The sequence below is a fragment of the Parafrigoribacterium humi genome (assembly GCF_040227205.1).
Taxonomy (GTDB): Bacteria; Actinomycetota; Actinomycetes; order Actinomycetales; family Microbacteriaceae; genus Parafrigoribacterium_A; species Parafrigoribacterium_A humi.
Genome location: NZ_JBELOA010000008.1, coordinates 52,946 through 79,175 on the forward strand (window position 1 = coordinate 52,946; position 26,230 = coordinate 79,175).

General features: G+C 66.8%; 22 protein-coding genes and 1 other RNA gene. 13 read left to right on the plus strand and 10 right to left on the minus strand.

Going from position 1 to position 26,230, the window contains the following annotated elements:
* Positions 1 to 3: 3 nt before the first annotated feature.
* A complete protein-coding gene (locus tag ABUA28_RS11965; RefSeq protein WP_349904411.1) occupies positions 4 to 1,257 on the minus strand; it encodes an MFS transporter in 1,254 nt (417 codons plus the stop codon).
* Between the two features lie 142 nt (positions 1,258 to 1,399).
* Here ABUA28_RS11965 and prfB point away from each other — a divergent pair, with 142 nt between their 5' ends.
* On the plus strand, positions 1,400 to 2,506 hold the full coding sequence (gene prfB, locus ABUA28_RS11970; protein ID WP_349904412.1) for a peptide chain release factor 2: 1,107 nt from the start codon (positions 1,400 to 1,402) through the stop codon (positions 2,504 to 2,506).
* Between the two features lie 6 nt (positions 2,507 to 2,512).
* Here the strand turns inward: prfB and ABUA28_RS11975 are convergent, their stop codons facing one another.
* Positions 2,513 to 4,882, minus strand: coding sequence for an excinuclease ABC subunit UvrA (locus tag ABUA28_RS11975; RefSeq protein ID WP_349904413.1), 2,370 nt, complete (start codon positions 4,880 to 4,882; stop codon positions 2,513 to 2,515).
* A 76-nt stretch (positions 4,883 to 4,958) separates the two neighbouring features.
* Here ABUA28_RS11975 and ftsE point away from each other — a divergent pair, with 76 nt between their 5' ends.
* The 9 genes from ftsE to ABUA28_RS12020 all read left to right on the plus strand — a co-directional run bounded on the left by ftsE (position 4,959) and on the right by ABUA28_RS12020 (position 12,699).
* Positions 4,959 to 5,714 (plus strand): cell division ATP-binding protein FtsE, encoded by a 756-nt coding sequence (gene ftsE / locus ABUA28_RS11980; RefSeq protein ID WP_349904414.1) that lies wholly within the window; start codon positions 4,959 to 4,961, stop codon positions 5,712 to 5,714.
* Positions 5,714 to 6,628, plus strand: a complete 915-nt coding sequence (ftsX, locus tag ABUA28_RS11985; protein WP_349904415.1) for a permease-like cell division protein FtsX — start codon at positions 5,714 to 5,716, stop codon at positions 6,626 to 6,628. Before ftsE ends, ftsX begins: the two co-directional genes overlap by 1 nt.
* A 75-nt stretch (positions 6,629 to 6,703) precedes the next feature.
* Positions 6,704 to 7,180: an SsrA-binding protein SmpB gene (smpB, locus tag ABUA28_RS11990; protein ID WP_349904416.1), complete on the plus strand. Its 477-nt coding sequence runs from the start codon at positions 6,704 to 6,706 to the stop codon at positions 7,178 to 7,180.
* An 85-nt stretch (positions 7,181 to 7,265) separates the two neighbouring features.
* Positions 7,266 to 8,033 carry a COG4705 family protein gene (locus ABUA28_RS11995; protein WP_349904417.1) on the plus strand — a complete coding sequence of 256 codons (768 nt, stop codon included), beginning with the start codon at positions 7,266 to 7,268 and terminating at the stop codon, positions 8,031 to 8,033.
* 1 nt (position 8,034) lies between these two features.
* Complete coding sequence (locus ABUA28_RS12000; protein WP_349904418.1) at positions 8,035 to 9,564, plus strand: glycosyltransferase family 39 protein; 1,530 nt, start codon at positions 8,035 to 8,037, stop codon at positions 9,562 to 9,564.
* Between the two features lie 86 nt (positions 9,565 to 9,650).
* Complete coding sequence (locus ABUA28_RS12005; protein ID WP_349904419.1) at positions 9,651 to 10,853, plus strand: glycoside hydrolase family 27 protein; 1,203 nt, start codon at positions 9,651 to 9,653, stop codon at positions 10,851 to 10,853.
* 9 nt (positions 10,854 to 10,862) lie between these two features.
* Complete coding sequence (locus tag ABUA28_RS12010; RefSeq protein ID WP_349904420.1) at positions 10,863 to 11,612, plus strand: ABC transporter permease; 750 nt, start codon at positions 10,863 to 10,865, stop codon at positions 11,610 to 11,612.
* A 104-nt stretch (positions 11,613 to 11,716) separates the two neighbouring features.
* Positions 11,717 to 12,451 carry a phosphatase PAP2 family protein gene (locus ABUA28_RS12015; protein ID WP_349904421.1) on the plus strand — a complete coding sequence of 245 codons (735 nt, stop codon included), beginning with the start codon at positions 11,717 to 11,719 and terminating at the stop codon, positions 12,449 to 12,451.
* Positions 12,452 to 12,573: 122 nt separating this feature from the next.
* Complete coding sequence (locus ABUA28_RS12020) at positions 12,574 to 12,699, plus strand: hypothetical protein (protein WP_349904422.1); 126 nt, start codon at positions 12,574 to 12,576, stop codon at positions 12,697 to 12,699.
* A 13-nt stretch (positions 12,700 to 12,712) separates the two neighbouring features.
* Here ABUA28_RS12020 and ABUA28_RS12025 read toward each other — a convergent pair whose 3' ends face one another.
* Genes ABUA28_RS12025 through ABUA28_RS12035 form a run of 3 tightly spaced genes read right to left on the minus strand, consistent with a single transcriptional unit; the run spans position 12,713 to position 16,990 of the window.
* Positions 12,713 to 13,696 carry a sensor histidine kinase gene (locus ABUA28_RS12025; RefSeq protein WP_349904423.1) on the minus strand — a complete coding sequence of 328 codons (984 nt, stop codon included), beginning with the start codon at positions 13,694 to 13,696 and terminating at the stop codon, positions 12,713 to 12,715.
* 26 nt (positions 13,697 to 13,722) lie between these two features.
* Entirely contained in the window at positions 13,723 to 14,400 is a 678-nt protein-coding gene (locus tag ABUA28_RS12030) for a response regulator transcription factor (protein WP_349904424.1), read from the minus strand.
* 49 nt (positions 14,401 to 14,449) lie between these two features.
* Positions 14,450 to 16,990 (minus strand): glycosyltransferase, encoded by a 2,541-nt coding sequence (locus tag ABUA28_RS12035; RefSeq protein ID WP_349904425.1) that lies wholly within the window; start codon positions 16,988 to 16,990, stop codon positions 14,450 to 14,452.
* 242 nt (positions 16,991 to 17,232) lie between these two features.
* Between ABUA28_RS12035 and ssrA the strand changes: the two genes are divergently transcribed.
* Positions 17,233 to 17,608: a transfer-messenger RNA gene (ssrA, locus tag ABUA28_RS12040) on the plus strand.
* A gap of 133 nt (positions 17,609 to 17,741) precedes the next feature.
* Positions 17,742 to 20,108, plus strand: coding sequence for a beta-xylosidase/alpha-l-arabinosidase (locus ABUA28_RS12045; protein ID WP_349904426.1), 2,367 nt, complete (start codon positions 17,742 to 17,744; stop codon positions 20,106 to 20,108).
* A gap of 27 nt (positions 20,109 to 20,135) precedes the next feature.
* Here the strand turns inward: ABUA28_RS12045 and ABUA28_RS12050 are convergent, their stop codons facing one another.
* Both ABUA28_RS12050 and ABUA28_RS12055 read right to left on the minus strand, forming a co-directional pair.
* Complete coding sequence (locus ABUA28_RS12050; protein WP_349904472.1) at positions 20,136 to 21,179, minus strand: zinc-dependent alcohol dehydrogenase family protein; 1,044 nt, start codon at positions 21,177 to 21,179, stop codon at positions 20,136 to 20,138.
* A 66-nt stretch (positions 21,180 to 21,245) separates the two neighbouring features.
* A complete protein-coding gene (locus ABUA28_RS12055; protein ID WP_349904427.1) occupies positions 21,246 to 21,617 on the minus strand; it encodes a hypothetical protein in 372 nt (123 codons plus the stop codon).
* Positions 21,618 to 21,764: 147 nt separating this feature from the next.
* Between ABUA28_RS12055 and ABUA28_RS12060 the strand changes: the two genes are divergently transcribed.
* A complete protein-coding gene (locus ABUA28_RS12060; protein ID WP_349904428.1) occupies positions 21,765 to 22,787 on the plus strand; it encodes a hemerythrin domain-containing protein in 1,023 nt (340 codons plus the stop codon).
* A 10-nt stretch (positions 22,788 to 22,797) separates the two neighbouring features.
* On the opposite strand, the gene ABUA28_RS12065 is transcribed toward ABUA28_RS12060, so the two are convergent.
* The 3 genes from ABUA28_RS12065 to aroA are packed head-to-tail and all read right to left on the minus strand — an operon-like array spanning position 22,798 to position 26,139.
* Complete coding sequence (locus tag ABUA28_RS12065) at positions 22,798 to 23,634, minus strand: inositol monophosphatase family protein (protein ID WP_349904429.1); 837 nt, start codon at positions 23,632 to 23,634, stop codon at positions 22,798 to 22,800.
* A 41-nt stretch (positions 23,635 to 23,675) separates the two neighbouring features.
* On the minus strand, positions 23,676 to 24,698 hold the full coding sequence (rsgA, locus tag ABUA28_RS12070) for a ribosome small subunit-dependent GTPase A (protein WP_349904430.1): 1,023 nt from the start codon (positions 24,696 to 24,698) through the stop codon (positions 23,676 to 23,678).
* A 37-nt stretch (positions 24,699 to 24,735) separates the two neighbouring features.
* Entirely contained in the window at positions 24,736 to 26,139 is a 1,404-nt protein-coding gene (gene aroA / locus ABUA28_RS12075) for a 3-phosphoshikimate 1-carboxyvinyltransferase (RefSeq protein WP_349904431.1), read from the minus strand.
* Positions 26,140 to 26,230: the final 91 nt, after the last annotated feature.

The window sequence follows — 26,230 nt, forward strand, 5'->3', positions numbered from 1 at the left end:
ATGCTATTGGCCGCGAGGCCTGCGGGGCACATACCGCGGCAGATATCGCCACAGCACTCCTGCGCCGATCAGACCGAGCACACCCATCACGCCGCTCGCGACGGCGATCGAGATCACTCCGGTGATGCCCGCGACGGCGAGCGGAGCGACCGCGCTGCCGAAGTCTCCCGTGAAGCGCCAGGCCCCGAGGAAGGGCGCGGGGTTCCGCTTGTCTGCGAGGTCCGCGCCGAGGGTCATCAGGATCCCGCTGCCGATCCCGTTCGCCGCAGAAAGGAACATCGCCACGATGATGAACCACTCCACGTTGCTGGGGAGGTCGTGCGTCGTTGCGAGCACAAGGTGGCCGATCCCGAGTCCGATCATCGAGGGGAGAGCGCTCCACAGGCGGCCGAAGCGGTCCATGATCTGCCCGCTCGCGTAGAACAGACCGAAGTCGATCGCGCCGGCGATTCCGATGATCAGCGCCGTGTTCGCGTCCGAGATGCCGATGCTCACTGCCCACAGCGGCAGGATCACCTGGCGGCTCGAGCGCACCGCCCCGATCAGCGCGGCGCCAGTGCCCACCCGCAGCAGCACGCCACGGCTGTTGAAGATCGTGCGCAGGAGTCCGACGGATTCGTCTGTGATGAGTTCCTGGCCCTCGCGCAGTCCGGTGCTCGCCCTGTTTGCCGCGAGGGTCGCGGCAGGGTCGGGCAGGATCATGAGCGTGATCGCAGCCCCGAGACATCCGACCACCTGCACCCAGAACACCGACTGGGTGTGCCCGGTGAGGTGGATGACCGCGGCCGCGATGAACGGACCGGCGAAGTACCCGAACCGGAACGTTCCGCCGAGCGTCGAGAGCGCCCGCGCGCGAAACGCCTGCGGAACGAAGCTCGTCATGAACGCGTGCCTGGCCAGCGCGAACACCGCGGTCGAGAGCCCGACGAGCAGGATGCCGACGCCGAGAATCCAGGGATTCGGCGAGAACGTCGCCGTGATGAGGCCGATGATCGCGAGAAGCGAGGCGTAGATCATCGCGTTGCGCTCGCCGATGCGGCTCACGATCCATCCGCTCGGTACGTCGCCGAAGAGTTCGCCGACCATGATCATCGAGGCGATGAGGCCGGCGAGAGCGAGGCTCGCGCCGAGGTTGTTCGCCACGATCGGGATGATGGGCATGATCGCGCCCTCACCGATCGAGAACAGCAGCGTGGGCAGCAGCGCGGGGAGTGCGATCGAGCGGAAGCTGAACGGCTGCTCCTGCTGACTGGTCACTTGTTCGATGTTATCGGAGGTGGGGAACGAGATAGGGCCGGTCGAGATAACCCGTTGGGGGTCTCGATACACGAGCTCGTTCCTCGCGCGCTACTCGACCAGCTGATGGCTCCGGCGCGCACTCCGGTAGGCTTGCTGCGACATGGACGAGCTTGATTTTTCTGCAGAGATCGCCGACCTTCGCTCCACCTTTGCGGACATCCGCGCGGTCGTCGGGGTCGAACGGCTCGAGACCGAGATCGTTTCGCTGAGCGAGCAGGCCGGCGTGCCCGACCTGTGGGACGACACCGAGAAGGCGCAGCGCATCACGAGCGACCTCAGCCACCGGCAGGCAGAACTCGCGAAGATCACGAGCATCCAGTCGAGGCTCGACGACCTCGAGGTCATGGTCGAGCTGGCCAACGAAGAAGCGGATGAGGCCGCGGCGGCCGAGGTGCGCACCGAGCTCGCGAGCATCCAGAAGCTTCTGGGCGACCTCGAGGTGCAGACCCTGCTGAACGGCGAGTGGGATTCCCGCGCCGCCGTCATCACGATCCGCGCGGGTGCCGGAGGAGTGGATGCCGCCGACTTCGCCGAGATGTTGCAGCGCATGTACCTGCGCTGGGCGGAGCAGCACGACTACTCTGCCAAGGTGCTCGACACGAGCTACGCGGAAGAGGCCGGTATCAAGTCCACGACGATCGAGGTGGATGCGCCCTACGCGTTCGGTACCCTCAGCGTCGAGGCGGGAACCCACCGGCTGGTGCGGATGAGCCCCTTCAACTCGGCGGGCAAGCGCCAGACCTCCTTCGCCGCGGTCGAGGTCATTCCGCTCATGGAAGACACCGACCACATCGACGTCTCGGAGAACGACATCCGCGTGGACGTGTTCCGATCGAGCGGCCCGGGCGGCCAGTCGGTCAACACGACGGATTCCGCGGTGCGGATCACGCACATCCCCACCGGAATCGTCGTCTCGATGCAGAACGAGAAGAGCCAGATCCAGAACCGTGCGGCCGCGATGCGCGTGCTGCAGTCCCGGCTGCTCGTCGCCCAGAAGGAGCAGGAGGCCGCCACCAAGAAGGAACTGGCCGGCGTCATCACCGCGAGCTGGGGCGACCAGATGCGCAGCTACGTGCTCGCGCCCTACCAGATGGTCAAGGATCTGCGCACGGAGTACGAGGTCAACACCCCGTCACACGTGTTCGACGGCGACCTCGACGGCTTCATCAACGCCGGTATCCGCTGGCGCAAGCAAGACCACGGCTGAGCAGTCTCAGCCGCCGACGTACGCCGCGAGGTGTTTTCCGGTGAGGGTCGAACCCGCCGCGACGATGTCGGCCGGCGTTCCCTCGAACACGATGCTGCCGCCCGCGTGACCCGCGCCGGGGCCGAGATCGATGATCCAGTCCGCGTGCGCCATCACCGCCTGGTGGTGTTCGATGACGATGACCGACTTCCCGGACTCGACGAGTCGGTCGAGCAGGGCGAGCAGGTTCTCCACGTCGGCCAGGTGCAGGCCCGTCGTCGGCTCGTCGAGCACGTAGACGCTGCCTTTCTCCGCCATGCGCGTGGCCAGCTTGAGCCGCTGTCGCTCGCCACCGGAGAGGGTCGTGAGCGGCTGGCCGAGACTCAGGTAGCCGAGTCCGACATCCGCGAGGCGTTCGAGGATGGCGTGCGCCGCGGGGATCCTGGCCTCGCCCGCCCCGAAGAACTTCACGGCCTCGGCCACCGGCATAGCGAGCACCTCGCTGATGTCGCGGCCGCCGAGGCGGTAGTCGAGCACGGACGCCTGAAATCGTTTGCCCTCGCACAGCTCGCACACCGTGCTCACCCCGGCCATCATCGCGAGGTCGGTGTAGATGACGCCCGCGCCGTTGCAGGCCGGGCACGCTCCCTCGGAGTTGGCGCTGAAAAGTGCGGGCTTGACGCCATTGGCCTTGGCGAAGGCCTTGCGGATGGGTTCGAGCAGCCCCGTATACGTGGCCGGGTTGCTGCGCCTCGAGCCCTTGATCGCGCCCTGGTCGACTGTGACCACGCCCTCGAGCTTCGACACCGAGCCGCCGATCAGTGAACTCTTACCGGAGCCGGCCACGCCGGTCACGACCACGAGCACGCCGAGCGGGATGTCGACATCCACGTCCTTGAGATTGTTGGTACTCGCTCCGCGCACCTCCAGCACGCCGGCGTGCTCTCGCACGGAGGGCTTGACGCGCGCGCGATCGTCGAGGTGACGCCCGGTGAGGGTGTCGCTCGCGCGCAAGCCGTCGACGGTTCCTTCGAACATGACCTCGCCGCCAGCGCTGCCCGCGCCGGGACCCAGGTCGATCACGTGGTCGGCGATGGCGATCGCCTCGGGCTTGTGCTCGACCACGAGCACGGTGTTGCCCTTGTCGCGCAGGCGCAGCAGGAGTTCGTTCATGCGTTGGATGTCGTGCGGGTGCAGACCGACCGTGGGTTCGTCGAAGACATAGGTGATGTCGGTGAGGGAGGAGCCGAGGTGGCGGATCATCTTGGTGCGCTGTGCCTCGCCGCCCGAGATCGTGCCGGTCGGGCGATTCAGGCTGAGGTAGCCGAGCCCGATCTCGACGAAGGAGTCGAGGGTGTCGCCGAGGGATTCAAGCAGCGGCGCGAGCGTCGGTTCGTCGAGGCCGCGCACCCACTCGGCGAGGTCGCTGATCTGCATGGCGCAGGCATCCGCGATGCTGATGCCGCGAATCTCCGACGAGCGTGCGCCCTCGTTGAGCCTGGTGCCGTCGCACTCCGGGCAGGTGGTGAAGGTGACCGCGCGTTCCACGAAGGCGCGGATGTGCGGCTGCATCGCCTCCTTGTCCTTGGCCAGCATCGTCTTCTGGAGCTTGGGGATCAGTCCCTCGTAGGTGAGATTGATGCCCTCGACCTTGATCTTGGTCGGCGCCTTGTAGAGCAGGTCATCCAGCTGCTTCCTTGTGAAGTCGCGGATCGGCGCGTCCATGTCGAAGAAGCCGCTCCCGGCGAAGATGCGCCCGTACCAGCCATCCATGCTGTACCCGGGTATGGTGAGTGCGCCTTCGCCCAGCGACTTGCTGTCGTCATACAGGGCGGTCAGGTCGAAGTCGGTGACAGAGCCCATCCCCTCGCAGCGCGGGCACATGCCGCCGGTGATGCTGAACTCTCGCCGTTCCTTCGTGGTTTTGCCGTCGCGCTCGAACGTCACGGCGCCGGCCCCGCTGATCGAGGCGACGTTGAAGGAGAACGCCTGGGGCGATCCGATGTATGGCTGGCCGAGGCGGCTGAACACGATCCGCAGCATCGCGTAGGCGTCCGTCGCGGTGCCGACCGTCGAGCGGGGGTTGGCGCCCATCCGCTCCTGGTCGACGATGATGGCCGTGGTGAGCCCGTCGAGCAGGTCGACGTCGGGACGGGTGAGCGTCGGCATGAAACCCTGCACGAAGGCGCTGTAGGTCTCGTTGATCATGCGCTGGGATTCCGCGGCGATCGTGCCGAAGACGAGCGAGCTCTTGCCAGAGCCGGAGACCCCGGTGAACACCGTGAGCCTTCGCTTCGGGATCTCGACGCTGACGTCTTTGAGGTTGTTGACCCGCGCGCCCTGCACGCGGATGAGATCGTGGCTGTCTGCGGGTTGCGCGGCGGTCGTTGTCTCCATGTCGGCCATGTTACGTGCGCGGCGCGCCGCCCGCCGTCACGGCAGAACCGTGGATGCTGCCTAGGCTCAAACAGTCATGATTCGCTTTGATCAGGTTACGAAGCTCTACAAGGGTAATACACGTCCGGCTCTGAACGCCGTCACGCTGGAGATCCTTCGGGGCGAATTCGTCTTTCTCGTGGGAGCATCCGGCAGCGGTAAGTCCAGCTTCCTGCGCCTCGTGCTCAAGGAAGAGAACCCCACCCGCGGCCAGATCCACGTGCTCGGCCAGAACGTGGGCACCCTCTCCAGCCGCAAGGTTCCGTACTTCCGCCGCAATCTCGGCGTGGTCTTCCAGGATTTCCGCCTGCTGCCGCAGAAGACCGTGTTCGAGAACGTCGCATTCACCCTGCAGGTGATCGGCAAGTCCCGTGGTTTCATCCAGGAGGCCGTGCCGGACGTGCTCAAGATGGTCGGCCTCGCGGGCAAGACCGCGCGTTTTCCCCACGAGCTCTCCGGTGGTGAACAGCAGCGCGTGGCCATCGCCCGCGCGATCGTCAACCGTCCGGCCATCCTGCTCGCCGACGAGCCCACGGGAAACCTCGACCCCTCCACGAGCTCGGGCATCATGACCCTGCTCGAGCGGATCAGCGCGAGCGGAACGACCGTGATCATGGCCACCCACGACGCCGGCATCGTCGACCAGATGCGGCGCCGCGTGATCGAGCTCGTCGCGGGCCAGGTGGTGCGCGACGAGCGCCACGGCGGCTACGACACCCAGGCCGTGCCGATCCAGGAGCGCGGCGTCGAACCCCCGGCCGAGGAGCCGAGCGCACCGCGGAGGTTCGAGTAATGAGATTCGGCTTGATCATGTCCGAGGTCGGTCACGGCCTCAAACGCAACTTCTCGATGGTGGTCTCCGTCGTGCTCGTGACCTTCATCTCGCTGACCTTCGTCGGTGCCGCGATCCTGCTCCAGATGCAGATCGGTCAGATGAAGGGATACTGGTACGACCGCGCCCAGGTGGCGATCTACCTCTGCACCGACCTCTCGACCGACGGCAGCTGCAAGCTCGTCGAGGCGACGGCGGCGCAGAAGAAGGCGGTGTCAGACCGGCTCAAGTCGTCGACGCTCGCCCCGCTCATCAAGAACGTCGAGTTCCAGAACCACCAGCAGGTGTACGACCAGTACAAGAAGCAGTTCGGCAGCACCACGGGTTCCGACTTCGTCACGCCCGAGTTCCTGCCGGAGACCTTCTGGGTCAACATGAAGGACCCGAGCCAGTCCGACGTGCTCGTCGAGAACATCTCCGGGATGCCCGGCGTCGAGCAGGTGAAGGACCAGCGCAAATACCTCGACCCGATCTTCTCCGCGCTCAACATTGCGAGCGTCGCCGCGGTGAGCATCGCGGCCCTCATGCTCGTCGCGGCCGTGTTGCTCATTGCCACGACCATCCGCCTGTCCGCGTTCTCGAGGCGGCGGGAGCTCGGAATCATGCGGCTCGTCGGCGCATCGAACCGCTTCATCCAGACGCCGTTCATTCTCGAAGGGGTGATCTCTGCCCTCATCGGCTCGGTTCTTGCCAGCGGTGCGATCGTCGCGGTGGTCAAGATCTTCGTGCAGGGCTATCTCAACGCCACGCCATCGGCGACGCCGTTCATCGGCATGACGGAGGCGTTCATCGTCGTGCCGATCCTGCTCGTGGTCGGCGCCGTGCTTGCCGCAGGCTCCGCTGGCGTCGCGATCAGTCGCTACCTCAAGGTCTGATCCGCCACTGAGGAAGCGGCTGGATTAGACTGATGGGCCGCCTGCACTGTGCAGGCAACTGTCAAGGAGTCAATCGTGCCGAGGGAACGTGGCCAGAAGGTCGTCGCCACCAACCGCAAGGCCCGCCATGACTACACCATCGAAGACACCTATGAGGCCGGACTGGTTCTCACGGGCACCGAGGTGAAGTCGCTGCGCGAGGGCCGCGCGTCCCTTGTCGACGGCTACGCCTTCATCGAGTTCGGCGAGGCCTGGCTGGATGCCGTGCACATTCCCGAGTACAACCAGGGCACCTGGACCAATCATCCGCCGCGTCGCAAGCGCAAACTGCTGCTGCACAAGGCGCAGATCCTGAAGATCCAGAACAAGACCAAGGAGGGCGGCTACACGATCGTTCCGCTCTCGATCTACTTCAGCGACGGGCGGGCCAAGGTCGAGATCGCGGTCGCCAAGGGTAAGCGGGAGTACGACAAGCGCCAGGCCCTGCGCGAGCGACAGGACAACCGCGAGGCCCAGCGGGCCATGTCCGCGCGCCGCAACCTCGGCGACTGACATCGTTCCACTGGCTGAGTGGATCTTCAGGATGCCCGCCGCCGAAACCGGTCTGTAGTCAGGGTTCGGTTGCAACACTGGGCACATGACCAGCACCACCGCGCTCCCAACTGTGCGTGTGCTCTCGAAGGTCCCGGAAGTCGGCGTGCTGTTCTGGGTGGTCAAGGTGCTCACCACGGGCACGGGCGAGGCCGCGTCTGACTTCCTGGTCAAAGCGTTCGATCCCGTGATCGTCGTTCTGGTCGCCGCTGTCGTCTTCCTCGCCTGTCTCGTCGTGCAGTTCCGGGCACCTCGGTATGTCCCCTGGCGCTATTGGCTGCTGGTGACGATGGTGAGCATCTTCGGAACGATGATCGCGGATGTCGCCCACATCGTCCTCGGCGTCCCGTACGCGGTGTCGAGCGTCGCCTTTGCCGTCGCCCTGGCGGCCGTCTTCTCGCTCTGGTGGCGCACCGAGCACACCCTGTCGATCCACAGCATCACGACGCCGAGGCGGGAGCTGTTCTACTGGGCGACCGTCGTCGTCACCTTCGCCCTCGGCACCGCCGTCGGTGACATGCTCGCGAGGACGCTCGGACTCGGGTATCTGGCATCCGGCGTGCTCTGCGCCGTGCTGATCGCCATTCCCGCCGTTGTGTATCGGTGGTGGCGGGCCGGTGCGGTCCTGTGTTTCTGGGCCGCCTATGTTCTCACCCGCCCGCTGGGAGCGTCGTTCGCAGACTGGACCGCCGTGAGTCCCGCGCGTGGCGGGCTCGATGTGGGAACCGGCCCGGTGACCGTCGTCGGGCTCATCGCCATCGCCGTTCTCGTTGGCGTGCTGTCCGTGCAGCACAGCTCGTCGAAGGCGCCCTGATATGGTCTCGCTCGATATCAGGCCTCCGAGCGTGCGGGTCTCACGCGGCGCACGTCTTCTGGGTTCTTCCGCGCTGCCCGCCGTCAGCCTGGGCCTGATCACGACCGTCATCGTCGCCATCGGCTCCTGGATACCGTCGCTCTGGGGCGACGAGGCAGCGAGCGTGCTCTCGGCGGAACGACCGCTGCCGTCGCTGTTCCGGATGCTCGGCCACGTGGATGCCGTGCACGGCACCTACTACTTCCTGCTCCACTTCTGGGTGGCGCTGTTCGGCGCATCGCCGTTCTCGGTTCGGCTGCCGAGCGCCTTCGCCGCCGGACTCGCGGTGGCGGGTGTCGTCGTGCTCGGCACCCGACTGGCCGGCCGGCGCACGGGCATCCTCGCCGGTCTCATCTGCCTCATGCTGCCTCGCTTGACCTACATGGGCGCGGAGGCGAGAGGCTACGCTTTGAGTGCCGCCTGCGTCACGTGGCTGTCGATCCTGCTGGTCACTCTGCTGTCCTCCGAGCGCACGCGCAGGTGGATGTGGATCCTCTACGCAGTCGGCGTCTCGGTGTGCGGATACGTGTTCCTGTTCAGCCTCCTGATTCTCGTGCCGCACGCGGTGATGGTGGCCGTTCTGCGGCAGCGATCGCTGTGGCGGGGCTGGCTGAAGGCGGCGAGCGTGGGACTCGTCCTGACCGCACCCGTGATCGTCTATGGGATCTTCGAGAGCGGGCAGATCGGCTTTCTCGCTCATCGGAATGCGGCCACGTTCACGAGCACCATCGTGAGCCCGTGGTTCGGGAATGACACGCTCGCCGTGATCGCCTGGGCACTGATCGCTGTGGCTGCCGTCGCGGCAGGCATCGGATGGCTGCGCTCGCGTCGCAGGCTCGGCACCGGCGCAGCCTCCGTGGCCCTCAAACCGAGCCTCGTGGTGCTCTCCCTGGTGTGGCTCCTGGTGCCGGCCGCCATTCTCATCGGCGTCAACGCAGTGCACGCCGTCTATTCCTCGCGCTATCTCTCCTTTGTCACGCCGTCTGCGGCACTGCTCATCGGATGGCTGCTGGCGCGCGTGCATCGCTGGTGGATCGCAGCGGCGGTGCTCGTGATCGTTGCCGTGACCGCCGCCTCGAGCTATCTCGCGCAGCGCACGCCCTACGCGGAGAACAACAGCGACTGGGCGGCCGATGCCGCGTTCGTCCACGCCAACGCCGCGCCCGGCGACGCCATCCTGTTCGATGAGACGACGCGGCCGTCCCGGCGTCCTCGGCTCGCCCTGCGCATGTATCCGGCCGAGTTCGCGGGACTGAAGGATGTCGCACTCAAGTCGCCGTCGTGGGTCACCGATGGCTGGGATGACACGGCCTACCCGCTCGCCGCCGTCTCCTCGAGGCTCGACGGCATCCGCACCGCCTGGCTGATCGAGCTGCGCTGGCCGGGCCACAGGGCGGACAGCTACGACCTCGCCACGCTCTCCCGCCTGGGCTACACGACCGTGCGCCGATATCCGGAGCACAGCGACGTCATCATCGAGCTGAAGCGGTAACTGCCCATCGCGTTGTAGCGTGAGGGCGTGGAGACCAGGTGACCGTCTCGAGACCGCGGCGATGGGGCAGGTGCGCGGCGCCCATCGTGACCGCGTTCGTGCTGCTAGTCGGGCTCACCGCATGCGTTCCTGGCCGCTCGCCCGCGCCATCGGTAGCTGCTTCACCCGCGACGCTGGTTGCCAACGGCCTCGCTGCAACGCCCCCCTTGGGCTGGAACAGCTGGAACCACTTCGGCTGCACGGTGACGGCTGCCGATGTCGAGGCAGCTGCGGACGCCCTCGTCCGCGACGGACTGCGAGAGATCGGATACCGCTACGTCAACGTCGACGACTGCTGGCAGGCCGCGACCCGGGATGCACGGGGGCGCCTCAGGGCAGACCCGACCCGGTTCCCCGACGGGATGAAGGCGCTCGGGGACTACATACACGCCAGGGGCCTCTCCTTCGGCATCTACGCGACCCCGGGCCGCCTGACCTGCGGCGAGCTCTACAACGACTATCCGGGTCACCTGGGGAGCCTCGGACACGAGGCACTCGACGCGAAGACCTTTGCGTCGTGGGGTGTCGACTATCTCAAGTACGACTGGTGCAATGCGAATCACGATGGTGTCACCAGACAGTCGGCGTTCACGACGATGCGGCAGGCGCTGGATGCCTCCGGGCGCCCGATCGTGTTCAGCATCCATGACAAGCCCGAGACGCCGGTCGTCGCATGGCGCACCTCGGTCGCAAACCTGTGGCGCACGACGCACGACATCCAGGACAACTGGGCATCGATGATCGGCATTGCGAACGCGAACGCGGCGCTCGCCTCGAGCGCAGGCCCGGGCCACTGGAACGACCCAGACATGCTCGAGGTCGGGAACGACGGGATGACTGCGGCCGAGTATCGCACCCAGTTCAGCCTCTGGTGCGAGATGGCGGCCCCGCTCCTGGCCGGCAATGATCTCGGCCGGGCCGACGCGGCGACACTGGGCATCCTGGGGAACGCCCGTGCGGTTGCGATCGACCAGGATCCGCTCGGCCGCCAGGCGCGCATCCTGTCCGCGCCTGCGGGCCGGCTGGTGCTCGCGAAAGGCCTCGCGGACGGTTCCGTCGCGATCACGATGACAAACGAGACCGCCCACCCCGTCGACATCTCCGCGGAGCTGTCGGCGACCTCCCTCGGGGCGCAGGCGCGCTACGGCATCACCGATGTGTGGGCCGGAACCACCTCGAGCACCGCGTCGCCCCTGGCCAGAAGCGTGGTGGCGCACTCGACGATCATGATGGTCGTCTCGCGCGGCTAAGCTCACTCCATGGCCTGGGCCGCAGATATCCTGCCGAGTCTGACCGGCGTCGCGATCCTCATCCTGGTCGCCACCGGCGTGCTCTTCGCGTACCGCGTTCCCCACCGCTGGGCGCCCGCCCTGGCGATCCTGCGGGGCACCGCGCAGTTGGCCATCATCAGCTTCGTGCTGGCCGGCGTGATCTCGAGCCCGCTCTGGGTCACAGCCGCGCTCCTTGTCATGTACTCGGTCGCCGCATCCACCGCGACACATCGGATCGGATGGTCGTGGCCGCACGCGGTCATGATGTTCTCCGCCATGGCGCTCGGCATCCTCGTGACGCTCGGGATCACCTTCTGGACGGGAGCCATTGCCTTTTCGCCGCGGTATGCGCTCGCGATCGGAGGCATCGTCATCGGGAACACCATGACGATTGCAACGCTTGCCGGGCGCCGTTTCACTGAGGGGGTGGGGGACCACTGGGATGAGGTCGAGGGCTGGCTCGCCCTGGGCGCGACTCCCCGACAGTCGACTTTCGACCTCGCGCGGCGCGCGGTCTATTCCGCACTGATCCCCACGACAGACCAGACCAAGACGACGGGGCTCGTGACGCTCCCCGGCGCGTTCGTCGGCGCGATCTTCGGCGGCGTGTCTCCGCTCGAGGCCGGCCGGTTCCAGATCGTCGTGCTCGCGGCGATCATGGCCGCCGGATCCATCACGGCCGTCGTCGTGGTGAACTGGATCGCGCCGGTCCAACGCAGGCCCGCGGCACTCAGCTGAGCTCCAGTTGCCGTGCCCCATCGCTCCTTAGAGTTGTCTTGGGCACGGCGCGAGAAACTCTCGATGTCCGGGCTGTGCGCCCGCGGAGAGGTAATGGGTGACGCGTGATCGGTTCGATTCCGGGCAACAGCTCTGTCGATGAAGGCCCGCTTCGCCCGTTGCGTCGTACGCGCGCGGTCATCGTCGTAAGCGTCATCGTCGTCGTGCTCGTCATCGTCGTGGGGTTGATCGTGGCGCACTCGAGCGGGTGGGCCTCGCACGAACTCACGGTGTTGCAGTGGCTGAGTGCGCACCACACGGTCGCTCTCTCTGCCGTCGCCCTGGGCATCGCGTGGCTGTTCAGCCCGCCGATTGCGTCCATCATCACCCTGCTGGGCGGGGTCGCCGTGCTGGCCGTCACGCGCAGCATCCCTCGGGTCGTGACCTTCTGGGTGATGGTGGGCATCTCCTACCTCGGCAGCGAGGTCATCAAGCAGCTCGTGCGCCGCGCACGACCGGATTCGAGCACCTTCGCCAACCCGCTGGCCAACGAGCACTCGTTCAGCTTCCCGAGCGGCCACACCTGCTTCGCCGCCGCACTGGGTATCGCCATCATCTTCCTGGCGCGGGACCACCGTGTGCGGCGAATCATCGCGATGTCCGCCGTCTCGGTTGCCGTCGTCGTCGTGGCCTGGTCGCGCCTCTATCTCGGCGTGCACTACCCGACGGATGTCCTGGCGTCTATGGTCTACACGCTCGCGGCAAGCGCGTTCGTCCTCGCGCTCTGGCTGGGCTTCCTCCTGCCGTGGCTGCGCACCGCGTCGGGATCCGCGAGACTGCGTCGCAAAGGAACCGTCTAGAGCGCGATCCGCTCCGCGTCCATCCGCGCGGTACACCCTTGGAAAATTCTTGGAACGCGTGGGCAAGAGTTGTTCCCGAAGACGTGCATGAACACGAGGTGCTGCACGCGAGGGGGTGTCTGATGGACTGGGCCTGGGCTTCCGGTATCGGGGTGGTCGTACTCGGGGCGCTCACTGTCGTGTCCTGGTTCGCGGTGCAGCTGTTGGGCGAGGTCGATGCCGAAGCGATCGACCTCGCGGACAGCTGACGCCCTCACCGACCTAGTGAATGTGTGCTCGGGGTAGCGATAGGCCGATCTCGGTTCCGTCCGCAGAACTTCGCACGACGGTGACAGAACCACCGTTGCGAGTGGCCATGTCGCGAACGAGCGACAGACCGATTCCGAAACCGGTTCTGGTGGCAACGGCCTCGTCTCCGGCATCCCTGGCGTGTGCGAAGCGGTCGAAGATCCGGTCGGGGGAGATTCCCTGGATTCCGGGCCCGTGATCCCGCACCGTCACCATGATCGTGGATCGCGTCGCGCTCACTCCGACGACGACCTCTGAACCCTTCGGCGCAAATTGAAGCGCGTTGTCGAGCAGTGCGACGAGGCAGCGGTGCATGCTCGTCTCCGGCATGAGGGTCCAGAGGGGTGCCGGGTCGTTGACGATGATCCTGACGGAGGTGTCGTCTGCAATGAGCTGCATCGACTTGACGACCACCGCGATGGTCGGACCGAGCGGTGTCGGGGATGCGTGATGCTCGTGTCCGTCGCCCGTTTCCGCTGCGAGCAACAGGTCGTTGACCATGTCGACCAGGGACTTCGCGTCATTCCGGAGCTGCGCGACGATTGCTGCAGAGGGGTCGTCGGGCGTGAGTCCGCGCTGGAGCACCTGGAGACGCGCATCGAGCACGGTGAGGGGCGTGCGCAGCTCGTGGCTGGCATCCGCCACAAAGGTGCGCTGCATGCGCAGTGCTGTCCCGAGAGGTTTCACGGCCCGCCGCGTCACGAACCAACTGAGAAGGCCTGCCAGCACGATGAGAATGCCGCCGGTGATAACGGTGCCGCGCAGTACGTATCCCGCGCTTACGTCGAGGTTGTCCGGGTCGGGGATGAGTTCGAAGAGTTCTCCCGGTTTGACCTGGGTGACGATGAACAGGTACATCGGCGTGACGACGGCCACGACGACAACCGCACAGGCGACGGCGATCTGGATGCCTACCCTGCGCGACGCGCGTCGCAACGCGTGCGTGTCGCTGTCCACGACACGTGCTCCTCTGCGACGCTTGTTCACGGGTTCCCCAGGCGATAGCCCTGGCCGCGGACGGTGAGGATGAGGTCGATGTCCGTCTTGCGCCTGAGATAGTGCACGTAGGTGTCCACCGTGCCGGGCTGGTCGCCCTGACTGAATGCCGAGCGGAGGATCTGCTGCCGGGTGAAGGTCTGTCTGGGGCTCTCTGCGAGCATCCGCAGGAGCGCGGTCTCGCGGGTGGTGAGGAGAACGCGGCCGTCGTACGGCGAGTAGATGGTGCGGCTCTCGGGGTAGAACTCCCAGGCGCCGACCCGCATCATCGCGCCCTCGCCCGTGAAGGTACGCCTGAGCGCGCGCAGGCGAGCCAGGAGCTCGTCGAATTCGAAGGGTTTGACGAGGTAGTCGTTCGCTCCGGAATCAAGGCCGCTCACCTTGTCCGCCACCGTGCCGAGCGCCGTGAGGATCAGCATCGGCGTGGTGACTCTCTTACGGCGGAGCGTCTCGACGACCGCGAGGCCGTCAAGAGACGGCAGCCGGCGGTCGATCACCATGATGTCGAAGTCTCCGCTCAGCCCTGCGGTCACGCCTCTGCTGCCGTCTGTCTCGAGTGTGACGGTGTAGCTCTCGGAGAGCACCTGCGCGACCAGCGGCCCGAGCTGTGGGTCGTCTTCGATGAGGAGCAGGCGCGGCCGTTCCGCGGGTGTACCGACTCGCATGCGCAGCTCCGCATTGTTCGGGGAGAACGAACCTTCTATTCCCTTCAATCTAGCGGGCGGGTACATCTCGCACGAGCACGGACGCTACGGTCGCGTCGTAGAATTCCCGGGTCGCGGCCTCGTTGTAGCGCTGCGCGTCGAGTGAGCACGGCTGGACCCTGCCCGCGAGGAAGTCGCGCATGCCCTGCGCCAGTGACGCATCGTCCTGCGCCACGATGTGGATGTCGTCGCCCGGGAGTGCGTCGCGCACAGAATCGAAGTCGACAGACACGATCGGCAGGCCCATGATCGCCGCTTCGAGGATCACCATCGGCTGGCCTTCGTAGTTGCTGGAGAGAACGAAACAGTCGCACGCGGCGACGATGGCGAACGGGTTCGCGTACGGTCCCACGAGATGGGCGACCCCGTCGAGCCCGAGTTCGACTTTCAGCGCTTCCAGTTCGGCGCGGAGGGGTCCGTAGCCCACCAGGAGAAGTCTCGCGTTCGGGTTGTCGAGGTGCACCGCGCGGAACGCGCGCAGGAGGCGCTCCTGGTTCTTCTCCGGCGAGAACCTGCCGACGGTGACGAACCACACGAGTTCGTCGTCGGTGGCGAGGGATTCCGCCCATTCGGGCGCGAGGATGTCGCCGGTGTCCGGGTCGACCGGGTGCTGGGCGAGCTCGCGAACATCCTGCCTCATGCCTTCGACCACCCGATCGCCGTCGACGAGGTTGCGCGCCGCCACGAACTGCTTGGCGCGCAGTCCGCACAGGGACATCAGCGAGGCGCGGTTCACGAGGTTGAGGCTGGGGGAGACCGACACGAGCGAGTCGAACGCGCCGTACAGGGCGAAGACCGCGCGAAGTCCCACGCGCATCCGTCGTCGCCCGCGGATGACCCGGTCGGTCTCGGCGAGCATGTCATTGTGCAGCCAGATGGCCCTGTGTGCCTCGGGCGAATGGAGCAGCAGCCTCGCCCAGAACGGGCTGTATCCGCTGAAATCGATGACGGAGTCGAAGCGACTCTGGCCGAAGCACCGTCGCCACTCGTCATCCCAGAATTCGTGCTGTGGCTCGCTGACCGTGCCGAGGTAGGGCTCGCGGTGCAGGTCGGCCCACTTGCGCCGAAGGTGAAGGAGCTTGCTGCCGTTCATCCCCGCCACGCGGTGGAACTGACGGACCCGGGGATCGATCCTGGCCTGGTTCGCCTTCTGTTGTGCGCCACGCGGGCGGGTGATGACCACGGAAACGTCGTAGCGTTCGTGGTCGATGCCGCCCAGCAGGTTGAGTGCGGCAGAGGTGATCCCGTTGGACCGCATGCCGCCGAGATGCAGCAGCATCGGGATGCGCGAGTCGTCGGAGATCGACAGCACGGTACCGCTCGTGGCGTTTCCCCGGAAGACGATATCGACCACTCGCTCGGCAGCCCGTCCATCTTCCTGGGCGACGAATCGCTCCTTCCAGTCGCGATAGTTGGCGTCGCGTGCCGATTGCGGCGTCTGATCACTGCCGGCGGTTGTCACCGCGGCCGCGAGCTCGTCCAGGGTGGCGCAGCTGGCGCCGGGAAGCTCCTGCGCCGCCAGGTAGGTGCCGCGTGTGTCGGAGTACGCGCTCGCGTGCGGCGTGTAGAAGACGATGGGGCGATCGGATGCCAGGAAGTCGAAGAAGATCGACGAGTAGTCGGTGATGAGGATGTCGCTCAGGCCGAGGACGGTGTTCGTGGGGATGTCGTTGGGAACCAGCACTCGGGCGAGCGCCGGATTCGTCGCCGCGAACCGGTGCACCACTTGGTGCGTCTTGAGCAGCACGACGTACTCGTCCCGGCCCAGGCGCGCCTGCAGTCCTTGTACGGTCTCGAAGAGTTCCCTGGCATCGTCTTCCGGAGACGAGAACGAGCCACCCTTCCAGGTCGGCGCATACAAGACGATTCGCCTGCCGCGAAGGTCGAGGCCCGCGGTCTCGAGTCGTCGACGTCCCGCCGTGACGGCGCGCTCATCCAGAAACTGGTGGTCGACACGGGGATATCCGGCCTCGATGATCTTCCCCGCGTAGATTCCCCGAAGCCTGTACGAGTTCTCATACATTTGCTGGGTCATATAGGGGTTCTGGGAGAGCAGGAAGTCGGCCGAAACGAAGTTTCTCAGCGTGTTGGCCGAACCCATCGCCCCGTTCGGCATGTCATAGCCCATGCGCTTGAGCGGAGTGCCGTGCCAGGTGTTGAGATAGACCTGATCGGGCCGCTTGCTGAACTCGGGCGGAAACGTCGCGTTGTTGACTAGGTAGTTGCTGGTTGCGAGCGCGCGAAAGTACCCGTACGACCTGTGTTTCACGAAGCGCACTCGTGGGTCGTCGGCGAACTCGGCCTGTATCTCCTCGTGCTGGTGGCGGCTGTTCAACACCCAGGTGTGGGTGAGGTCCGCCATATCGGCACTTCGGAGGAGCTCGCGAAAGATCGCCTCGGGGTTGTCCAGCGCACCATTCCCCTCGAACGATTCATACAGAACGGTTCGGGCGCGAACCGGGCCTCTTTGAGAGATGGCTCGCAGCTCGGCCGCGAACGCACGTCTTAAGAGCCGAACCAGGTTTTTTGCTCGCCTGACGGCACTGCGCACGGTGTATTCCTCCCCAATCGGCGATCATCATCGCCTCGGGGGAGTTTTTCCCGAACGGTCTAAGAAATCGCTAAGAATTCCAAGCGAACTCTGAGAACCCGGGAGTGCTGCGGGCGCGCTCGGATCAGTGAGGCATAGAAAGCGGCGCCAGGATGTTCTAAGCTGTAGGGCTGCGTCCGATGGACTGCAGCGGTGACAACTCAACAGCGTGCGGTGGTGACCTCCCTTTCATGAGGGCGCATGGGGATGATCGGTTTCGACATTGCCTGAGCAACTGTGAGAAGCGGGTCGAGGAGGCAGGCTTATCTCGTAAACGATGTCTGCAAACAATAAGTGCCAATTCAAAGCGCACTGACTTCGCTCTTGCTGCCTAAGCAAAAGCACTAAATGAAGTCCGTCAGTCCGGGAATGCTCTCTACCCGGGTGCTGGCGTTATCTAGAGAGATTGCTTCGTAGTTACGCCCGAGGGCTGCGAGGGACTCGAACCAGGGCTGGGCTCGTCGGATTGGATGCCAGTGGCAAATTCCGGAGCCGAGTAGAACGCTTTCACTGGCTACACCCGTAGAAGGCACACGACCACAGCAGTGGACGGGGGTTCAATTCCCCCCATCTCCACCCTTGGCCACCACCGCGCGCTGACGGGTTTCCGTGCGCCTTGTCGCACCGCGCGCGAATATGTTTGGCTTGACCACATATCCGGTTCGCTCCTAGACTTCGAACGTCCGATCGCGGATGTAGTGAAAGGACGGCAGTGAACGCCTCATCCCCTTCGTCGAAGGAAACTCCCTGGAGAGACTCGACTCTCACCATCCAGGAGCGGGTGGAATCGCTCGTCTCCGCTATGACGCTCGAGGAGAAGCTCGCGCAGCTCTACGGAGTATGGGTCGGAGCATCCAACGCGGGTGAGGATGTCGCGCCGCACCAGCACGACATGAACGACACCGTCGACCTCGAGGCGCTGTTGCCGAGCGGACTCGGCCAGCTCACCCGCCCGTTCGGCACGACTCCGGTCGACCCGGCCGTGGGCGCCGTCTCGCTCCTGCGCACCCAGAACCACATCGCCGCGAGCAACCGCTTCGGCATCCCGGCGCTCGCGCACGAGGAGTGCCTCGCGGGCTTCGCCGCCTGGGGAGCGACCGCCTACCCCGTCCCGCTGTCGTGGGGAGCGAGCTTCGATCCGGAACTGGTGCAGCGGATGTCCGAGCACATCGGCGCAGACATGCTCTCGGTCGGCGTGCACCAGGGACTGGCTCCCGTGCTGGACGTCGTTCGCGATGCCCGCTGGGGCCGCGTGGAAGAGACCATCGGCGAGGACCCGTACCTGGTCGGATCCATCGCGACCGCGTACATCCGCGGCCTCGAATCCGCCGGAATCGTCGCCACCCTGAAACACTTCGTCGGATACTCCGCCTCGAAGGCCGGCCGCAATCTCGCCCCGGTCTCGGTTGGACCGCGTGAGCGAGCAGACGTGCTGCTCCCACCGTTCGAGATGGCGGTGCGGGAGAGCGGTGTGCGCTCGGTGATGAACGCGTACACCGACATGGACGGCGTGCCTGCTGCGGCCGATCGTGAGCTGCTCACGGGCCTGCTCAGGGAGACCTGGGGCTTCGAGGGAACGGTCGTGGCCGACTACTTCGCCATCGCCTTTCTGCACACGCTGCACGGAGTCGCCGGCTCATGGGGAGAGGCGGCGGCCGCGGCACTCACCGCGGGAATCGACGTCGAGCTGCCCACGGTCAAGACCTTCGCGGAGCCGGTGCGTGAGGAGATCGCAGCGGGGCGCCTGGACGTCGCCGTCGTCGACACCGCGCTGCGTCGCGTGCTCACCCAGAAGGTGCAGCTCGGCTTGCTCGACGAGGGCTGGTCATCCGTGCCGACGGCACTCGCCGGCGCGGAGGTGTCCGACCCGGAGGCCGTACGCGGCTCGGTTGACCTCGACTCACCGGCCAACCGCGCCATCGCGAGCGAGCTCGCGGAACGCGCCATCGTGCTCCTGCGCAACGAGGGCGTTCTTCCGCTGCAGAGCCCGCGCAGGGTCGCGGTGATCGGCCCGAACGCCGACGAGCCGCTCGCCGTGCTCGGCTGCTACTCCTTCCCCGTGCACATCGGCGTCAAGCACCCCGATTTCCCGGTCGGAATCGAACTTCCGACGCTGCTCGACTCGGTCAGGGCAGAGTTCCCCGACAGCATCGTGAGCTACGCGAAGGCCACGAGCGTCGACGGCGGTGAGACGACGGGCTTCGCCGACGCGCTCGAGGCGGTGCGCACCTCGGATGTCGCGATTCTTGCGCTCGGCGACCGTGCAGGTCTCTTCGGCCGCGGCACGAGCGGCGAGGGCTGCGACGCCGAATCGCTGAGCCTGCCCGGTGCGCAACAGGACCTGCTCGACGCGGTCATCGCCACAGGAACTCCGACCGTCGTGACGATGCTGGCCGGGCGCCCATACGCGCTCGGCTCCGCCGTCGAGAAGGCGGCAGCCATCGTGCAGTCGTTCTTCCCCGGAGAAGAGGGCACGAAGGCGATTGCGGGCGTTCTGAGCGGTCGCGTCAACCCGAGCGGTCGACTGCCCGTGAGCATCCCGTCGAGCGCGGGTTCCCAGCCGACGACCTACCTGGCCCCGCCGCTCGCTCGCGCCACCGACGTGTCGAACATCGACCCGACTCCGGCGTTCGCCTTCGGGCACGGACTCGGCTATTCGACCTTCGAGTGGACCGCCGTCGCGGGTGCGCAGACGGAGATCGCCGTCGACGGATCGGTGACGGTCGCCATCGACGTGCGCAACGTGAGTGAGAGGCAGGGCGCGGATGTCTTGCAGTTGTACCTGCACGACCCGGTCGCATCCGTGGTTCGCCCGGTCCAGCGCCTGATCGGATTCGCACGGGTGGACCTCGCCGCGGGGGAGGCGGCGCGCGTTCAGTTCACGGTGCCAGCGGATCTTGCCTCATTCACCTCCCGCGCGGGAGCGCGCATCGTCGAGCCGGGGGAACTCGTGCTCGGGTTCGGCCGGTCGAGTTCCGACATCGTCGCGGAGAACTCGGTGACGCTCGTGGGGGAGACCCGCGCGCTCGACCACACCCGTGAGCTGCACCCGCGCGTGACGGTGACGTCGCTGGCCTGAGTCGTCCGCGCCCGGCCGGGTGTACAACTAGGCGGGCAGTTCGATAACCGTCATGCCGGGGTGCGCGCTCGCGTCCATCGTCGCGAGCGCCTCCGGTGCGTCGTCGAGACCGATCGTGCGGCCCACGAGCAGTCGTGGGTCGATGCGGCCATCCGCGATCCGCTCGAGCATGGCCGGATACTCGTGCGCGGCCATGCCGTGACTGCCGAGGATCTCGAGCTCGCTCGCGATCACGAGGTCCATCGGTACGGGCGCGTTCGCGTTGTCGCCGAGCATGAGTCCGACCTGCACGTGCCTGCCGCGTTTGCGCAGGCTCCGGATGGAGTTCTCGCTCGTTGTCCTGCTCCCGTAGGCGTCGAGGGAGAGGCGGGCACCCCCGCCGGTGAGCTCGCGCACCGCGGATACGACGTCCGCCGTGCCGAGAACGCCGGTCGCTCCCAGCTCCTCGGCGACCGCGAGCGCCTCCGCCGACACGTCGACCGCGACGACCCGCGCGCCCGCCGCGGCGGCGATCATGATCGCGGACAGGCCGACGCCGCCGCACCCGTGCACGGCCACCCACTCGTTCTCTCGCACGCGGCCCTGCGTCATGACGGCGCGGTAGGCGGTGGCGAAGCGGCAGCCGAGTGCTGCGGCGGAGACGAAATCGAGCGCGTCTGGGAGGGCGATCAGGTTGGTGTCCGCCTCCGCGATGGCCACGAATTCGGCGAACGACCCCCAGTGGGTGAACCCGGGCTGCTCCTGGTGGTCGCAGACCTGGTGGTTGCCCGCCGCGCACTGCTCGCAGCGTCCACAGGCGCACACGAAGGGCACGGTGACCCGGTCGCCGACCTTCCAGGCACCGGCCCGATTCGCCCGCGGGCCGAGCTCCTCGATCACGCCCGCGAGCTCGTGCCCGGGAACGTGGGGCAGACGGATGCCGTCGTCGTGTCCCATCCAGCCGTGCCAGTCGCTGCGGCACAGGCCGGTCGCGCGTACGCGGATGATGGCGCCGGCGGGCGGACAGGCGGGAGCGGGGACCTCGGCGATCGTCGGCAGTCGGCCGAACTCGTGGAACAGCACCGCGCGCATCCGACTCACTCCCGTGCGCGGGGAACGCGGCATCGACGGATCATCGCACGAGCCGCCGTCTGGGCGTCAGTTGAAGATGCGGATGGTGTCGCCGATCTTGAAGATCGGCGTCAGCATCGCGAGGAACGGGCCGAGGATGCGCAGCAGGTACACGAGACCGGTGATGTGCAGCAGGTCGCCGACCAGGAAGAGCACGACCGCGACGAGGGCGAGCCAGGCGGCGGAGCGCAGCGCGGGGAGCGTGCGGAGGAACAGCGCGGCGAAACCGAGCGAGGCCGCAACGATGCCGACATCCACGATGAATGCACCGACGTGCGGGTTCGTGGCCAGATGGGAGAGGCTCCAGGCGACGATGGCGATGGCCCAGAGAAGCAGGAAGACTCCTCCGGCGGCTGGTTTGGAGAGTGGTTTCTTGTACGCGGTCGCCTGGCTGGTCATGAAGAAATCCTAGCGCCCACTCACCTCTCTCGGCGTGCAGTACGGGCCTCAGCGGGCAGTCCCGCGTGCTTGCTCACGGCTCTTCCCCGCGAGAATAAAAAGGAGTAACATGCCGTTTAATGTGATCCGCCGACGGAGAGGATGCTCGTGTCCGATGATTGGGAGCCGGGCGCTCGCACCCCCGCCCACCGGCGGATCACAGTTGTCTCCAACGGTATCGACTCGCTGCTTGCGACGCTTCCCGTCGCCAGCGGAAGAGCCCGTAGGCGGCAGGTGCTCAAGACCAAGGGTGTGCGCATCCTTCGCCTCTCCTTCGATGCAGGACAGGTGCTCGCGCAGCGTGCGGAGAGTTCTCCTCTGCTCATCCAGACGCTGCAGGGCAGGGTCACGCTCACGGTCGAGGGCGAGAAGGTCGACATGCCCGCGGGGGCGATCATCCACCTGGAGAAGCAGGTGGCGCACTCCATTGCCGCCACCGAGACGTCCCACGTCATGGTCACGCTGCTCGGACCGAGGCTGTCCAAGCCACGTGCGACGTCCTACGCGACCGCACACGTGTCACTGGGCCACGCCGTGCCGTTTCGCGAGCCCGCGCCCCTCGGGCGGCCGGGCACATCCGCCGACCACGAGGTCGCCGACCGCGCGGCCGGCGGCGTTCACGAGTGGGCGCGACACAACTCCGTTCTCACGTCGACCGGGCCCAACGCGCACGCCTTCGACGAGATCACCCGGCGTCACGCGACCTTCCTCGGCGAACTGGCAGGGCGAACCTCCGCACTGCTGGATCGACTGGCCGGCGACGGCGAATCCGCGGAGCGGGTGGCCGAGCTCGTCGAGTGGGTGAGGGCGGAGGTCCTGCCGCAGCTGCGACTCGAGGAGGAGATCCTCTACCCCGTGGTCGCGCTCCGTCCACAGCAGCGACCGCTCGTCTCGGCGCTCAGCGCGGGGCTCGAGGCGATCGCCGAGGCGGTTGAGCGGCTGGCCGACGTGAGCTCGGGCGCGACCTTCGACACTGCGAGCGCCGCCATCGCGCTGCGCGTGATCATCGGCAGGCACCTGACCGCCGAATCCGAGGTGCTGCTGCCCACACTCGCCATCTCCACGGATGAGTCTCTCGTCGCCCTCTGGGCGCGCATGGGCGAGGGGTTCAGCGTCTCGCTCGGGGTCTGAGGCTGCGGCGTCAGGCCTTCGTGCGGCCGAGCACGGCGAGCACGTCGTCGTGGAGTCGCCCGTTGGTGGCGAGAGCCGAGTCGTTCCACGGTCCGTCCACCCCGTCAACCGAACTGAAGCGGCCGCCGGCCTCCTGCACGATGGGGATGAGCGCCGCCATGTCCCACGGCTTGAGGTCGAACTCGCCCGCGACATCCACGAGCCCCTCCGCAACCATCATGTACGGCCACATGTCGCCGTAGTCGCGACTGCGCCAGGCCGCGCGCGCGAGGTCGAGGTAGGCGTCGAGCCTGCCCGCCTCCTCCCAGCGGGTGATCCCACTGCAACTCACCGAGGCATCCGCGACCTCCGAGACCTCCGAGACGTGGATGCGGCGCTCCTGTCGCGAGACCCCGGTTCGGTTCTGCGAGAGTGCCGCCTCGCTCGTGTGTGCGCCGCCGCCCGCTGCGGCCCACCAACGCCGGCCCAGAGCAGGGGCGCTGACCACGCCGACCACGGGCACGCCGTCGATGGCGAGGGAGATCAGGGTGGCCCAGATGGGCACACCGCGCACGTAGTTCTTGGTGCCGTCGATCGGGTCAATGATCCACTGGCGCGTCGCGCCCGTGTCGGTCGCGGGCTCGACGCCGAACTCCTCGCCCAGGATCGAATCACCGGCGCGGCTGTCGGCCAGCGCGGCGCGGATGGCCGTCTCCACGGCCTTGTCGGCATCGGACACCGGACTCATGTCGGGTTTCGTCGTGACCACGAGATCGCCCGCGCGAAAGCGATCGAGCGAGATCTCATCCGCCATGTCTGCAAGTTGGAGGGCGAAGCTCAGATCGGAGTGCAGCGTGTATTCGGTCACGCCTCAAGGGTAGCCGTGGCGGGAGACAGGCGACGGGGTGACTACGAGGAGAGTGAGGCCAGCAATCGCTGGAAGGAGTCCAGGCGTTGCTTGCCCACCTCGCCGAGCCGGCCATCCTCGACCTGCTCGATGATCGCGCAGTCCGGAGAGTCCGGCAGGTGCGTGCAGCCGCGCGGGCAGTCCTCCGCGATCGCAGCGAGATCCGTGAACGACTTCAGGATGTTGTTCGGATCGACGTGTCCGAGCCCGAAGGAGCGCACACCGGGGGTGTCGATGATCCAGCCGGTGTCCACCCGATAGGACACCGTCGACGAGGAGGTGTGCCTGCCGCGCCCCGTCACCGTGTTCACGCGCCCGGTCGCGCGATTCGCATCGGGTACGAGCGCGTTGACGAGGGTGGACTTGCCCACGCCGGAGTGGCCGACCGCCACGGTCGTGTGTCCCTCGAGCAGCGCTCGGATCTCCTCGGTGGGCATCGCGCCCTCGCCGCTCGTCACCACGCGGATGTCGAGTCCGGCGAAGTTCGCAAGGAACTCCGCCGGGTCCGCGAGGTCCGTCTTCGTGACACACAGGATGGGGGAGATGCCGGCGTCGAACGCCGCCACGAGATAGCGGTCCACGAGCCGCGGCCTCGGCTCAGGGTTGGCTGCGGCGACGACGACGAGCATCTGGTCCGCGTTGGCGACGATGATGCGCTCGACCTCGTCGGTGTCATCCGCACTCCTGCGCAGCACCGTGGTGCGCGGCTGGATGCGCACGATGCGGGCGAGGCTGCCCTCCGTTCCGCTCGTGTCGCCGACCAGGTCGACCCGGTCCCCGGTGACGATGGGCTTCTTGCGCAGTTCGCTTGCTCGCGAGGCCGTTGCCTCGTGCTCGCCCACGGTTCCCTCGCCGACGAGCACGGAGTACCGCCCGCGATCGACCGTGGTGACCCGGCCGGTTACGGCATCGCTGTGCTCCGGACGAATCTTGGTGCGTGCCCGATTGCCCTTGGGATTCGGGCGAGCGCGCGCCTCGTAGTCCGCGTACTTGTCGTCGTCGTCGGAGTCATCCAGCCAGCTCATCGGCGAGACCGACCACTCAGCAGCACCGGCGCTCGCCTCAGATCAGGTTCAACGGGTCGGTGCTGCGGCTGGTCGAGATGCCGCTGACCATGCCCTGCCAGAGCTGGGGGAACTGGGGAAGGGTCTTCGCGGTTGTCGCGATGTTCTCGACCTCGACGCCCGCGACCGCGAGCCCGATGAGCGCGCCGGCCGTCGCCATGCGGTGATCCTCGTAGCTGTGCCAGAGCCCGCCGTGCAGGGCGGCGGGGCGGATGATGAGGCCGTCGTCCGTCTCGGTCACGTCTCCGCCAAGCGCATTGATCTCCGTGGCGAGCGCCGCGAGCCTGTCCGTCTCGTGCCCGCGGAGGTGGGCGATGCCGGTGAGCACCGTCTCACTGTCAGCGAGGGCGGCCAGTGCCGCGACCGTCGGGGCGAGCTCGCTGGCGTTGTCGAGGCGGATGCCGTGGACACTGCCCGTGCCGCGCGCGGTGAGCTCACCGATGCCGTTCCCCGTCTCGGTGAACGTCACCTCGCCGCCCATGCTTCTCAGGATCTCCGCCATCTCCGCACCGACCTGGGTGGTACCGGAGGGCCAGCCCGTGATGGTGACCGACCCGCCGGCGACGAGAGCGGAGGCGAGGAACGGCGCGGCGTTGGAGAGGTCCGGCTCGATGTCGACATCGATCCCCGCGATCGGCCCGGGCGCGACCGCCCAGCGGTTCGGCTCGGAGGTGTCGACCTCGACGCCGCGCGCGGCGAGCGTGGCGATGGTCATATCGATGTGGGCGTGGCTCGGCACGCGGTCGCCGACGTGGCGGAGGGTGAGCCCCTTCGTGAATCGAGCGCCGACGAGCAGCAGGCTGGAGACGAACTGGCTCGAGCCCGAGGCATCCACCTCGATCTCTCCACCCTCGATGGAGCCGGTGCCATAGAGACTGAACGGGAGGCGGCTGCGGCCGTCGTCCGTGACATCCACGCCCAGTGCGCGCAGGGAATCGATGGTGGCGCGCATGGGGCGCTTGCGCGCGCTGGGGTCGCCGTCGAAGGCGACGGGCCCGAGTGCGAGGGCCGCGACGGGCGGAAGAAAGCGCATCACGGTGCCCGCGAGCCCGCAATCGATGGTGGTGCCGCCCGTGAGCTCGGCGGGGGTGATGAGGAGGTCCGGGCCGTACTTGCCCGCTCCTGGCGTCTCAACGATCGAGGTTCCGAGTTCCTTGAGCCCCTGCACCATGAGGTTGGAGTCGCGCGAGAACAGGGGAGCGTGCAGCGTCGACGGCCCCTCGGCCAGGGCTGAGAGCACCAGTTCGCGGTTAGTCAGCGACTTGGATCCGGGAAGCGCGAGGGTCGAGTTCAGCGGCCCGGTGGCTCCGGGCGCAGGCCACGGACCCGGCTCGACCTCGAGCACGAGATCGTCGTTCTCGTACGGGTCGAACTCCGGCTTGGAATAACTGGAAACTAGCATCGGTTACCAGAGTATCGGCCCGGGAGTGTGAAGAGGAGGGTACTGTGGCGCTTTTGCTGGAGGCCCCGTCCTGTGATGCTCCTGATACCCT

Bases quoted from the DNA above. Each gene is read 5' to 3' on its own strand.
- ABUA28_RS12030 (WP_349904424.1), bottom strand. From the start codon at position 14,400: ATGCGAGTCGGTACACCCGCGGAACGGCCGCGCCTGCTCCTCATCGAA.
- ftsE (WP_349904414.1), top strand. From the start codon at position 4,959: ATGATTCGCTTTGATCAGGTTACGAAGCTCTACAAGGGTAATACACGT.
- ABUA28_RS12000 (WP_349904418.1), top strand. From the start codon at position 8,035: ATGGTCTCGCTCGATATCAGGCCTCCGAGCGTGCGGGTCTCACGCGGC.
- ABUA28_RS11975 (WP_349904413.1), bottom strand. From the start codon at position 4,882: ATGGAGACAACGACCGCCGCGCAACCCGCAGACAGCCACGATCTCATC.
- ftsX (WP_349904415.1), top strand. From the start codon at position 5,714: ATGAGATTCGGCTTGATCATGTCCGAGGTCGGTCACGGCCTCAAACGC.
- ABUA28_RS12055 (WP_349904427.1), bottom strand. From the start codon at position 21,617: ATGACCAGCCAGGCGACCGCGTACAAGAAACCACTCTCCAAACCAGCC.
- rsgA (WP_349904430.1), bottom strand. From the start codon at position 24,698: ATGAGCTGGCTGGATGACTCCGACGACGACGACAAGTACGCGGACTAC.
- ABUA28_RS12020 (WP_349904422.1), top strand. From the start codon at position 12,574: ATGGACTGGGCCTGGGCTTCCGGTATCGGGGTGGTCGTACTCGGGGCG.
- ABUA28_RS12050 (WP_349904472.1), bottom strand. From the start codon at position 21,179: ATGCGCGCGGTGCTGTTCCACGAGTTCGGCCGACTGCCGACGATCGCC.
- ABUA28_RS12010 (WP_349904420.1), top strand. From the start codon at position 10,863: ATGGCCTGGGCCGCAGATATCCTGCCGAGTCTGACCGGCGTCGCGATC.
- prfB (WP_349904412.1), top strand. From the start codon at position 1,400: ATGGACGAGCTTGATTTTTCTGCAGAGATCGCCGACCTTCGCTCCACC.
- ABUA28_RS11995 (WP_349904417.1), top strand. From the start codon at position 7,266: ATGACCAGCACCACCGCGCTCCCAACTGTGCGTGTGCTCTCGAAGGTC.
- aroA (WP_349904431.1), bottom strand. From the start codon at position 26,139: ATGCTAGTTTCCAGTTATTCCAAGCCGGAGTTCGACCCGTACGAGAAC.